The 11,890-nt window shown below is 55.8% G+C and carries 13 protein-coding genes; 9 read left to right on the forward strand and 4 right to left on the reverse strand.

All coding sequences use genetic code 11. The annotated features are described in order from the left end of the window. The first annotated feature begins 212 nt into the window (after window positions 1-212). The 5 genes from TH5_RS06820 to TH5_RS06840 all read left to right on the forward strand — a co-directional run bounded on the left by TH5_RS06820 (window position 213) and on the right by TH5_RS06840 (window position 4,876). Window positions 213-1,151, forward strand: a complete 939-nt coding sequence (locus tag TH5_RS06820) for an ABC transporter permease (RefSeq protein ID WP_114121337.1) — start codon at window positions 213-215, stop codon at window positions 1,149-1,151. Further along, the gene (locus tag TH5_RS06825; RefSeq protein WP_114121230.1) at window positions 1,152-2,021 is read left to right on the forward strand and encodes an ABC transporter permease; all 870 of its coding nucleotides are present in this window, start codon (window positions 1,152-1,154) and stop codon (window positions 2,019-2,021) included. A 10-nt stretch (window positions 2,022-2,031) separates the two neighbouring features. Next, entirely contained in the window at window positions 2,032-3,576 is a 1,545-nt protein-coding gene (locus TH5_RS06830) for an ABC transporter substrate-binding protein (protein ID WP_114121231.1), read from the forward strand. A gap of 68 nt (window positions 3,577-3,644) precedes the next feature. Continuing rightward, entirely contained in the window at window positions 3,645-4,268 is a 624-nt protein-coding gene (locus TH5_RS06835; protein ID WP_167443482.1) for a hypothetical protein, read from the forward strand. Then, window positions 4,265-4,876, forward strand: a complete 612-nt coding sequence (locus TH5_RS06840; RefSeq protein ID WP_114121233.1) for a hypothetical protein — start codon at window positions 4,265-4,267, stop codon at window positions 4,874-4,876. Before TH5_RS06835 ends, TH5_RS06840 begins: the two co-directional genes overlap by 4 nt. 79 nt (window positions 4,877-4,955) lie before the next feature. Here TH5_RS06840 and TH5_RS06845 read toward each other — a convergent pair whose 3' ends face one another. Continuing rightward, window positions 4,956-5,792, reverse strand: coding sequence for a transporter substrate-binding domain-containing protein (locus tag TH5_RS06845; RefSeq protein WP_114121234.1), 837 nt, complete (start codon window positions 5,790-5,792; stop codon window positions 4,956-4,958). Window positions 5,793-5,860: 68 nt separating this feature from the next. Between TH5_RS06845 and TH5_RS06850 the strand changes: the two genes are divergently transcribed. From TH5_RS06850 to TH5_RS06865, 4 genes are all read left to right on the forward strand, one after another. After that, window positions 5,861-6,832: an amino acid ABC transporter permease gene (locus tag TH5_RS06850; protein ID WP_244204842.1), complete on the forward strand. Its 972-nt coding sequence runs from the start codon at window positions 5,861-5,863 to the stop codon at window positions 6,830-6,832. 265 nt (window positions 6,833-7,097) lie between these two features. Continuing rightward, a complete protein-coding gene (locus TH5_RS06855; RefSeq protein ID WP_114121236.1) occupies window positions 7,098-8,162 on the forward strand; it encodes a zinc ABC transporter substrate-binding protein in 1,065 nt (354 codons plus the stop codon). Between the two features lie 16 nt (window positions 8,163-8,178). Continuing rightward, window positions 8,179-8,841: a DUF1007 family protein gene (locus TH5_RS06860; protein WP_114121237.1), complete on the forward strand. Its 663-nt coding sequence runs from the start codon at window positions 8,179-8,181 to the stop codon at window positions 8,839-8,841. After that, window positions 8,765-9,871: a nickel/cobalt transporter gene (locus tag TH5_RS06865; protein ID WP_244204843.1), complete on the forward strand. Its 1,107-nt coding sequence runs from the start codon at window positions 8,765-8,767 to the stop codon at window positions 9,869-9,871. The genes TH5_RS06860 and TH5_RS06865 overlap by 77 nt, the downstream gene beginning before the upstream one ends. Before the next feature lie 56 nt (window positions 9,872-9,927). Here the strand turns inward: TH5_RS06865 and TH5_RS06870 are convergent, their stop codons facing one another. From TH5_RS06870 to TH5_RS06880, 3 genes are all read right to left on the reverse strand, one after another. Continuing rightward, window positions 9,928-10,362, reverse strand: coding sequence for a DUF7282 domain-containing protein (locus tag TH5_RS06870; protein WP_097050751.1), 435 nt, complete (start codon window positions 10,360-10,362; stop codon window positions 9,928-9,930). Window positions 10,363-10,495: 133 nt separating this feature from the next. Further along, entirely contained in the window at window positions 10,496-11,212 is a 717-nt protein-coding gene (locus TH5_RS06875; RefSeq protein ID WP_114121239.1) for an anti-sigma factor, read from the reverse strand. Then, window positions 11,209-11,763, reverse strand: a complete 555-nt coding sequence (locus tag TH5_RS06880; protein WP_114121240.1) for a sigma-70 family RNA polymerase sigma factor — start codon at window positions 11,761-11,763, stop codon at window positions 11,209-11,211. The genes TH5_RS06875 and TH5_RS06880 overlap by 4 nt, the downstream gene beginning before the upstream one ends. Between the last annotated feature and the right edge of the window lie 127 nt (window positions 11,764-11,890).

Raw genomic sequence — 11,890 nt, forward strand, 5'->3', positions numbered from 1 at the left:
ATCCATCTAAAACCGTGATTTTGGCATAGCCTCACCCAAAGATTGTGTCTTATCAGCAGATACAATCAACATACTCATAAGTTACTTAATTAATAATGGAAATCAGTTGCATCATTTTAATGCAACTGCATATTACTTGCGATATTAATTCGAACCGTGCCCGGTGCGGTTTCGAATTCCCGGTTCATAGCGCAAGATGGAAAATCGATCCGATGGCGTCCCGCCTGGCAGCCCGCATTGCACATGCTCTTGTTCTGCTGCTTGCCGTTTCGGTTGCGGGCTTTGCCCTGCTGCGATTGATGCCCGGTGATTTTGCCGAAGTCCTGCTGATGGCGCAGATGGATGGCACCCTACCCGATGCTTCGCAGGTTGCACGATTTGCCGATACGCATGGCCTGAACGATCCGTTGCCGGTGCAGTATCTGCGCTGGCTGGGCGGGTTGATGCAGGGTGATCTTGGCCTTTCGCTTGTGACCCGCGAGCCGATTATCACCGACATTCTGTTACGGATCGAACAATCGCTGATCCTTGCGATCTGTGCACTGGCGGTTGCCCTTTTACTCGCGGTGCCGATCGGCATTTTGTGTGCGATTTATCCCGATAGCAAGATTGACCGGGTTGCCGGGATCATCAGCGTGATCGGCATGTCGATCCCGAATTTCTGGTACTCGCTGCTGCTTGCCCTGTTGTTTTCGCTTGCGCTGGGCTGGTTGCCGACCGGGGGGCACGGCACATGGCAGCATGCCATTTTGCCGACCCTTGTGATTGCGACATCCATCACCGGCGTTCTGTCGCGGTTCGTGCGCAGCAGTCTTCTGGAAGAATTATCAAAACCCTACATCCGCACCGCACGCGCCAAGGGCGGGCGACGGCGGCGCGTGGTTCTGCATCATGCCATTCCCAATATCGTACCGGGTCTTCTGACATTTTCCGGGCTGCAATTTGCCCGGATTTTTGATGGCATGATCATTGTTGAAACGCTCTTTGCGTGGCCGGGGATCGGACGGTATCTGGTGGAATCGCTGCTTAATCGTGATTATCCGGCGATACAGGCCTGCTTCCTTCTGATTGCCGCGTCCTACATTCTGGTCAATCTGGTCGTCGATATCACCATATCGGTTTACGATCCCCGAACGCGCGAGATCGTCTAGATGCTGGCACGATCCTTTGTCCCCAAATCCGTCGCCCACGAAAAGCTGACAGCCCTTCTTGGCCGGAATGGCAATATGTATGCTTCCATTGTCGTATCGGTGATGGTGGCGATCCTGATCCTGCCGTTTTTTGCACCGCATGATCCCTATCAGGCGCAATTCCTGTTTCGGTTGCAGCCGCCAAGTCTGGATTATCCATTGGGTACGGACGCGATGGGGCGCTGCGTGTTTTCGCGGTTGCTTTATGGCGCACGGCTTACCACCGCATCGGCGATTATCGTGGTGATTGCGTCATCCCTGTTTGGCAGTCTGCTTGGCACGGTTGCAGCAATGATCGGCGGGACACCGGACCGCATCCTGATGCGGTTCTGCGAGGGTATTTCGGTTTTCCCGGCATTGGCAATCAGCATGATCATCGCCGGGGTGCTGGGGCTTGGACTTAACGCCGTTATCATTGCCCTGATTGCCATTCACTGGACCGACTATGCCCGGATCGTTCGCAATGCGGTGATTGTCGAACGGGCCAAGCCCTATGTCATGGCAGCCGAGGCACTTGGCGCAACGCATCACCGGATCGCAAGACGCCATATCCTGCCCAACATCATCGGGCCGCTTTTGACCCTTGGCGCCTATTCCATGTCATGGGTGATCCTGTCCTTTGCCGGGCTCAGTTTCCTTGGACTTGGTGTCGAACCGGGCACGCCGGAATGGGGCCTGATGATTGCTGAATCCCGCAACTATCTTCGCGATTACCCGCGGCTGGTTCTTGCGCCTGGCCTGACCATTGCCGGGTTTGTCATTGCCGTAAACCTGCTTGGAGACGCGCTTGGCGATCGTTTCCGGCTCAGTCAGATCAACTATCTTCACTAGAAGGATCATTATGACGATATTCAGGAAGACCCTTTGCACTTTTGCCTTTGCAACACTGGCAATCGGTGCCATCGCAACCGCACCACAGAAAGCAGCCGCAACCGAACAGGATACGCTGGTTGTCGGCACCATGTGGGAAGCCCTTCCGCTGGCAATGCAGCCGCGCCGGTCACGCTTTTTCAATGAAAGCGAGATCCTCGATACGCTGGTCAAACTGGATTATGACCTGAATACCATTCCGGGTCTTGCTACATCGTGGGAACGCGTTTCACCGACTGTCTGGCATTTCAACCTGCGTGAAAATGTCGTCTTCCATGACGGAACAAAGCTTGATGCCGGGGCAGTCAAATACTCGCTCGAACGGGTGATTGCGCTTCTGCCCTATGCCGCCGACCTTTTGAACATCAAGCAGATGTCGGTGGCCGAACCGCTGGTTCTCGCGATCGAGACGAACGAGCCGTTTGCCGCACTTCCCAACCAGTTGACCGACGCGATCACCGGCATTTATGCCAAGGCATCGTTCAATGATGCAGGTGAATTCGTCAAACCGGTCGGCACCGGCCCCTGGAAGTTCGAGGAATACCGCAAACAGGACCGCACCATCGTGACGCGTTTTGATGGGTATTGGGGTGAAAAACCGGCGCTTTCGAAAGTCGAATACCGGTTCATCCCCGATCACAATTCGCGCACCCTGGCCCTTGAGGCCGGTGAGGTTGATTTCATCGACAATATGCTGCCATCCGATGTGGCACGTCTGTCACGCGATGAAAACTTCAAGGTCTATTCCAAACCGATTGCCGGGCTTTATTACGGTGCGTTCAATGCCGGGGACAAAAGCCCGCTTTCGGATGTGCGCCTTCGTCAGGCAGTCAATGCGCTGGTTGATCGTGATCTGATCGTCAAGGGTGCGCTTGACGGGATTGGCGAACCGGCGTGGGACTTTTTCGGCCCGCAATTTGGTTGGGCGCCCAAGGCCGATGCCCCCTTCAAGCTTGATACCGGTTTGGCGACGTCGCTTCTGAACGATGCCGGATATGAACAGAATGACGGCAAATGGGAAAAGGATGGCGCGCCGTTGACACTTCGTATCCTCAGCTATTCCAGCCGGACCGAAATGCCCGCGATTACCGAGGCACTCGCCGCCCTTCTGAACCAGAACGGTATCGCCACCGATGTGCAGATGTATACATGGGAAGGGATGCTTGATCTGGTCAAGCGCGGTGAATACGACATTTCGGTCGTGTTCTGGACCCCGGAGATGACCGGCCATCCGGACCTGCACCTTAAATCGCAGTTCCATTCCAAAGCCGGGCTGAATTACCAGTTCTGGAACAATGCCGGTTTTGACGAGGCGGTCGATACCGGCCGGACCCTTTCGCCCGGCGCGGAAAAGGACGAAACCTATCACAGGGCGATGAATATCCTGCATGACGATGCACCGATCATTCCGCTGGTGCACAAGGTTTCGGTCGGGGCTTCGGCCAAGGATGTTGAAGGTTATCGCATCCATCCGTCCGGCTTCTTCTATGACTTCAAGAGTGTGTCGAAAGACTGACGATCTTTCCGTCCCCGGCATTATCGCCGGGGACGGGATTTTGCACGGTTATCTTGCGGGAAACAGCCATGGGACTTTGCCTGTTTATAAATCCGATCAAGGGGGCCGGGGATGATTTGCCCGATGTGGGTGATCATGCGCCCGACATAGCACAGATCGATCATTACGACCTGACGGATATCGATCTTTCGCCCTATGCCGCCCTGATGTTGCCAGCCCATCTTGATCAGCGTTTTTTCGGGACGCTGACGACGAAGATCGAGGGGTTCCTTACCCAGGGCGGGACGCTTGTGTTTAACGGGCATGTCGCATGGCCGATGTTGCCGGAATTCCAGACTTTTGTTCCGCTTGAAAGCCAGTCGCTTGAAAACCTGATCATTCATCGTCTTGCCGATCACCCGGTTTTCGAAGGCGTGGATACGCAGCACCTGACATTCCGGCGCGGTGTGGCGGGGTTTTATGCCCGGGGTTACAACCCGCCGCCCAAAGGGGCGATTGCCCTGCAAGGGGTTGGTCCGGACCGGCTGCCGTGTGACTGGGTTTATCATCGCCCGGAGGGCGGGCGCATCCTGATGCATGCAGGCAATGATTTATGGATGTATGCCGGATCAGGGGACAGCACCGCACGGATCGTGCCGCAGCTTTGCCGATGGGCCGGGGGAGATGATAACGGACAGGGAGGCGCATTATGACCAGCAGGATCGCAGCCCTTGATGGCGGGACCTATTACCACCACAGAACGCTTTACGAACCGCGCTATCGCGACTTTTTCGATGGTGTGATCTATACCCGTGAACTTGGCGATACGGTGCTTGAGGATTATGACACGCTGATTGTGTCATGCCGTACCGATCCGTCCGTGTTGCGGCCGCATCGTGAAAAATTCAGGCAGTTCCTTGAAAGCGGCAGGACGCTTGTGATCATGGGATCGACCGGACCGGCGGAATGGATTTCGGGGATCGAATGGCATTTCACCCCGACCAATTTCTGGTGGTGGAAAGAAGGCGGCAGCCTTGGCCTTCACGTAACCGCGCCTGATCACCCATTGTTTGATCACATCACGCTGGCGGATGCGACGTGGCATCATCACGGACATCTTATCGTGCCCGATGGTGCGGTATCGCTGATCGATGTCGGTGATCTGGGATCGGTTCTTTATGACGATACGGTCACCACGTCGGGCCGGATGATCGTCACCACGCTCGACCCGATGTACCATCACGGCAGCCATTTCATGCCCGCGACCACAAGGTTTCTCGATGGGTTCCTGCCCTGGTTGAAGGGCATGACGCCGTCCTGAGCCGTTATAGCAAAAAGCCGCCCGGACTTTTGATTGCGGGTGATTGCGGGCGGCTTTGTTGACCGGGCGGTCGGATCGGCTATTTCACCGTGGTCAGATCAATCCCGAACCATTTTTCCGAAAGGGCGCTTAGCGTTCCGTCTGCCCGCATGGCATCGACGATTTCGGTGATTTTGGCATTGAATTCCGCATCCCCCTTGTCGGTTGCGATGGCGAGCGGTTCATAGACCAGCGGCTCGCCCACCATGCGAAACGGCATCCCGTTTTCAATCGCGGCGGTTACTGTTGGTACGTTGGACAGAACCGCATCAATGCGCACACCATCGCCCAGACGCAGATCATCAAAAGCCATGCCGTCCGACTCATAGGTCTGGATACGGCCCGGTGTGACTTCGTATTCGAAGGGCGGCACGCCTTCGACATCCATCACAAGGTTCTTGCGCAGGTAATCTTCATACGAACAGGCGGCACAGGCGCCGACCACCTTGCCATCCAGATCGGATGCGGACTGATAGGTTGTGTTGTCCTTGTGCGCGACCAGAATTGCCGGGGTGTAATAATAGACCGCCGGGAAATCGAGAACGTCGGCGCGTGCTGTTGTCGGGGTCATCGAACCGACCGCGATATCCCACCGCCCGGCCCAGCGTCCGGCAACCTGTGCCTCCCAGGCGGGCGTCACCGGTTTGAATTCCGCGCCAAGCCGTTTGGCGATTTCACGCGCGACTTCGACATCAAAACCGGTTAGCTGATTGTTTTCATCGGTAAAGGCAACAGGTGGATAGCCATCGGCCGTCGCACCGACCAGCGTTCTGGTTTCCATCACGCGATCGAGGGTTTCGCCCGCCATCCCGTTGGCAAGCGGCATGATCGCAAAGGTGACCCCGGCCAGAAACATCCCGGTTTTGTGAAAGCCCATTTCCTAAAACTCTCTTTTTGTGTAGTTCTGACGCAGTTTTATACAATTTCATGAAAATGTCAGCGCCGATGACCACGCCCCTGCCTGAAAACGCATCCCGCCCCCGAACGAATGCCGGCCCCGGCTGGCCGCTTGGGCTATTTTCGGGGATTTGCGGCGTGATCCTGATGGCGGCCCAGCCGGGCATCTGGATCGGCATGGATAACATGATTGGCGATGTCATCGTGGCCCTCGTGATGGGCGGGGTGATCTGGCTGAATTTTCGGCTGCTGCATAATCTGCCCTTCCGGGTCCAGACCACGATCATCTGGGCGGAACTGCTTTTGGGTTTTGCCCTGTTCTTTTACAGCTTTGATCTCAGCTTTGATTTCATCGGCTCGCGCCTGCCCTTCCTGCTCGGACTCAGGCTTGAAGGCGAATTTCTTCAGGGTGCGGTGCTGACACTTTTCATCTCGCTGGTGTCGATCTTTTGCGCGACAGTGCTGGCCCTGGCAGCAGCCCTTGGGCGTTTATCGAAGAACGGCGTGTTTTATGGCATTTCGACCTTTTACACATCGTTCTTTCGCGGAACACCACTGTTACTTCAAGTCATGCTGATTTATCTGGGCCTGCCGCAGGTCGGCATCGTTCTTTCCGCCGTCCCGGCCGGGATCATCGCCCTGTCGCTATGTTACGGGGCCTATATGGCCGAGATTTTCCGGGCAGGCATCGAAGGCGTTCCCGAAGGCCAGACCGAGGCCGCGCTGTCACTCGGGCTTAAACCCTATCAGGTCATGCGGCTGGTGATCCTGCCACAGGCCTTGCGGCTGGTGATCCCGCCGACCGGCAACCAGTTCATTTCGATGCTGAAAGATTCGTCCCTGGTGTCCGTGATGGGCGTATGGGAGCTGATGTATCTGGCGCGGACCCATGGCCGGTCCGAGTTCAAATATATGGAAATGCTGATTTCAGCAGCACTGATTTACTGGGCGCTTTCGGGGATTTTCGAATTCATCCAAAGCCGGATCGAGAAAAAGCTCGGCAAGGGTGTGCGGGTCTGATCGTGCAGACCCGTTTATATCATTTCCATTCCCCAACGTTGGTTTCGCGCCGAAATCCGCCAAAAACCCGAACTCAACTACGGATGCGGATTTTTCGTTACGGAGACGAAACTCGCTTATCGGGATCAAACAAAAATCCCTATTAGGTTCAAACAGGCATAACCGGATCACGAGGGGATTTATCGCTTGACGAATCGTTATGATATAACATAACAAATAATACCTCACCAATAGCCATTCCCCCGTTTCGAACCGGATTGATGCCATGCCAATTTCTGCCCTTCGTCGCGCCCTGCTTGCCCTGCCGTTGCTTGCCCTGCCCTATGGGGTACAGGCAGCCGAGAATCCATCGGTCGTCGTATCGATCAAACCGATCCACGGCATTGTCAGTGCGATCATGCAGGGTGTCGGTGAACCGGTTCTTCTGATTGATGGTGCATCGTCACCCCATGCCTATTCGCTGCGCCCCAGCGAAGCCAGATCGCTTCAGGAAGCCGATTTGGTTATCTATGTGTCGCATGCTCTTGAAGGGTTCCTTAAAAAACCGCTGGCGACCCTTTCGGGCGATGCGCATCAGCTTGAACTGGCCGATATTGATGGTCTGACCGTCCGGGCGATGCGCGAAGGTGGCGCATGGGAATCGCATAGCCATGATCACGAAGGACATGATCACGAGGACCATGAAGACGAACATCATGACGAGCATGGTCATGATGAGCATGGCCATGACGAGCACGCCCATGCCGAAGAGCACGATCACGATCATGATCACGCCCATGAAGGTGAAGAAGATCACCACCATGATGAAGACGGTATTGATGCCCATCTTTGGCTTGATCCGGCCAATGGTGCGTCTATCGCAAAGGCGATTGCCGCCGAACTGGGTGAAATCGACCCGGATCACGCAGGCACCTATCAGGACAATCTGAAAAAGTTCCTTGCAAGCCTTGATGCACTTGGGAATGATCTGGACAGCCAGCTCGCACCGGTGCGCAGCAAGCCGTTCGTCGTTTTCCATGATGCCTATCAGTATCTCGAAGCGGGATTTGGCCTGAATGCGGTTGGTTCGATCACTGTTTCACCGGAACAGAAACCCGGAGCAAAGCGCCTGCATGAGATCGAAGACAAAATCCGCGACAGCAATGCCGTCTGCGTCTTTGCCGAACCGCAATTCCGCCCGGCCATCGTCGAGGCTGTGGTTGCCGATACAGGCGCGCATATCGGAACGCTTGACCCGCTGGGGGCGGACCTTCCGGCAGGACCGGATGCCTATCAGAACATCCTTCGCCAGAATGTGGAAGCACTGGTTGACTGCCTGTCGCAGTCCTAAGACGTTTGTTGCCGGTATGCTTGCATCCGTCCTGTGGGCCGGATCAGGCGTGCCGGCATCGGCCCATCCGCATGTCTGGATCGATGCAGATGCGCAGATGATTTTTGAAGACGACAAAATCACCGCAATCCGGCTGCATTGGGTGTTTGATGATCTGTTCAGCCTGACACTGATTGACCAGTTCGACAAAAATCATGATTTGCGGTTCTTTGATGAAGAAAACACCGATGTTCACGACAATGCGTTTGCATTGCTTTCCGAAGTTTCATGGCTGACGCATCTGCGCCGGAACGAGGAGCTTGTGACCTTTGCCGGGGCAACGGACTTCAAGGCCGATATTACCGATGACCGTCGGGTGAGTTACGATTTCACCCTGACGCTTAAAGAGCCGCTTGACCCGATAAAAGATGCCGTTGCCCTGTCGGTATATGATGCGGAATTCTATATTGATGTTGCCTTTACCCAGGTTGATCCGATCCTGTTCAAGGGTAACCGCCATCTCAAATGCCACTATGAAATGAGCGAAGATGAAAAGAACCGCATCTATTTTGATCTGGTTTCGCCAATACGCGCCGACCTTGCCTGCCAGAACGAGGTTGCGGATGCCGGTTCTGATCATGGCCTTTCTGCTGGCGATTTCGTTTCTGCCGAGCAATCAGGCCGCAGCACAAGCCAGTAACCTTCTGGGCCGCGGCACAAGCAGCGAGCAGGCTCCGAATACTCCCGATCAGACGACACAAAATGACGGCGAGAGCCTGATCAGCCTGCCGGGATGGCTATCGGATATTGTCGGTCAGGTGGTGGTGATCCAGACGCAGCTTAACCGGCAAATGACCGCCACATTGCGCAGTGCCAAAACCGGCGATGCATGGTGGCCGGGACTGACTATTATCGCGCTTTCATTCGCCTATGGCGTGTTTCATGCCGCAGGCCCCGGCCATGGCAAGATGGTCACAACCACCTATTTCCTGTCGCGTGATGCCGGATGGAAACAGGGTGTTGCCATGGGCAGCCTGATTGCCGGCGTTCAGGCGGTGACGGCCATTGTTCTTGTCGGGTCGCTGACCCTGATCCTTAATCTTGGACCGGCGGCGATTACCCAGAACGGGCTGGTTCTGGAAGCCGTGTCCTATGCACTGATTGCCGGGCTGGGCGGATTGATGTGTATCCGTATTTTGCAGGGACGTGATGATTGTTGCGATCACGGCGGGCATGACCATCACCATCACCACCATGCACATGACCACGCACATCATCATGACCACGATCACGAACATGATCATGCAGACCATCAGCATCACAAGCATGAGCATGAGCATGAGCATGAGCATGAGCATGAGCATGAGCATGAGCATAACCATGGCCACGCCATCACCAAGTCCCGCTGGCAGATGATTGCGGGCGGGATTGTGGTCGGCCTGCGTCCCTGCACCGGGTCGATACTGGTGCTGCTGTTTACGCTGGCAAACGGATTGTTCCTGATCGGGATTGCCTCGGCCTTTGCCATGGCTGTCGGTGTGGCGCTGACCATCAGTTTGATCGGGTTGGCGGCCATCGGCATTCGGACCGGCACCCAGCATCTTTTCAGTGTTTCGGAAAGCACGTCCGGTTGGCTGCGCCGCGGGGTCGGCCTGACAGGTGCCGCGCTGATTACCCTTTTTGGCTTGTTGCTGCTGCTTTCGGCGGCCCGGCAGCTTGGCTGGCTGTAAAAGATAACGGCCCGCAAGATTGCCTGCGGGCCGTTTGATTTAAAGGACCAACCCGATTATTCGGCGGTCACGACTTTCATCACCAGTTTGCCATCCGGCTTGATCGGGCCGTCTTCCTTGGCACCCAGCGTGTATTCGAAATAGCCGGTTTTCATACCGCCCTGTTCGGAATGGATCATCAGCATCAGCATTTCACCGGATTTGACCGGTTCCTGCAGGATGGCGGTAACATCCATGTTCTCACCCTTTTTCAGCGGCGCATAACCGACAACCGGGCCCGGCTTCATCGCGGAATCGGTGCGATGCACCACCAGCCAGCCATTTTCGTCGGCCATGATTTTTGATGCACTGACGGTTCCGCCCGAAACATCCTGATCCATCGCATCGACCATCGGCCCCATGGCATTGGCAGCCGTCGGAATGGCGGCAGTCAGGGCACCGGCCATCAGCGCCCCGCCGAGAATACCGAACATCTTTTTGGTCACCAGCATTTGAAGTCTCCTTGTCTGTTGAACCGGGACGGGCTGTTTGTCTGCCGTCCGCTCGTGTCGCGCTTTGTTGCGCGCATCGAAGCTACGCGGGCCAGACCGGCCGGGTTTCAGATCGGGAAACTTTTTTTTGAAATCAGTGTTTGACCGGGATCAGGCGGCCATGAATGGCAGGCCCCGTCGGACGCCCGGTTGGCGATCCGCCTTCGGGTTCCAGACTGATGCCAAAAGTCGCATTGCGCAGCAGGGCCGGATCAAATTCCCCCAGCGACCGTGTTGTCGGCACGGATGCGTTTTCAAGCAGCCCCAGCGATTTTGGTGCCGGGCCCAATTGATCGGATGCGATCCATAGCTGATAGGTCTTGCCTTCGGGAAGGGTCGCGGATACCGGGCGGATGATCACGGCACGGGTATCAAGATCGATACTCATGACAAAGGCGGGCTGGGTATCGTCACGGTGGAAGACGGCGACAAATTGCCGGTCCTGAACCGGGCTGGCAAAATCCGATACCAGAACCGCCACCATCAGGCTTGCCGCCAGTGCACCGGTGGCAAATGTCCCGATCCGCCAGCGGGCAAGCTTGCGTTTCAGCAGATCGATTTCGACAATATTATCCGCCTGCGCGCGTGCGCCTTCAATACGGGCGCGAATGGCCGGGAACAGGTCGCGCGACGGCATTTCATCGCGGTAATGCCCGTTTAATGGCGACAGGCGTTTTTCCCAATCAGCAATCGCGGCATTCAGATCATCCTCGTGCGACCGGCGTTCATCGACAATGCGGCGCATGTCGGGATCAAGTGTTCCCAACACATATTCCGCGGCCAGCATGTCGATATCTTCCCGGTCGGTCATGATCCGAGGCATTCCTTCAATTGTTTCAGGCTACGATGCAGCCATGTCTTGATCGTGCCGACCGGCTGGGCAAACCGTTCTGCCAGTTCGGCACGCGAAAATCCGTCCAGATAGGCCAGCCTGACCATTGTGCGGCGATCATCATCAAGCCCGCCAAGGCAGATTTCAAGCTGGCGCAGGTCATCATTGCGTTCGGCCTCATCGGCAACCGACAGATCATCGTGATCGGCCAGTTGATCGATATCGAAGTCATCAACCACCGCGTCATGACGTTTGTCACAGCGCAGCGCGTCAATCGCCCGGTTACGCGCAATCGTTGCCATCCAGGTGATGATCGACGCACGGCCCGGTTCGAAATCACCGGCACGTTCCCAGACCCGCACATAGATTTCCTGCAGGATATCTTCGCTTTGGGCCCTGTTTTTCAAGATACGCAGGACAATGCCGAAAAGTTTCGCCGATGTCGCATGATAAAGATGCCCGAAGGCGTCCATATCGCCGTCGGCCGCACGTGCAAGAAACTGTTCCAGATCCCGGGTTGATGTCCCCATGCCATCCGCCAATTATCGCCCGCCGCGATCCTGCGACGTGCCAATGTACCATTTCCGGGATGATTGATCCCGAGCCATTCATTGATACGTGCAGATTGGCAAGGTTGATCAGTTATCCGATCAGAAA

Source organism: Thalassospira xianhensis MCCC 1A02616, from assembly GCF_003326475.1.
In the GTDB taxonomy this organism is placed as follows: Bacteria; Pseudomonadota; Alphaproteobacteria; order Rhodospirillales; family Thalassospiraceae; genus Thalassospira; species Thalassospira xianhensis.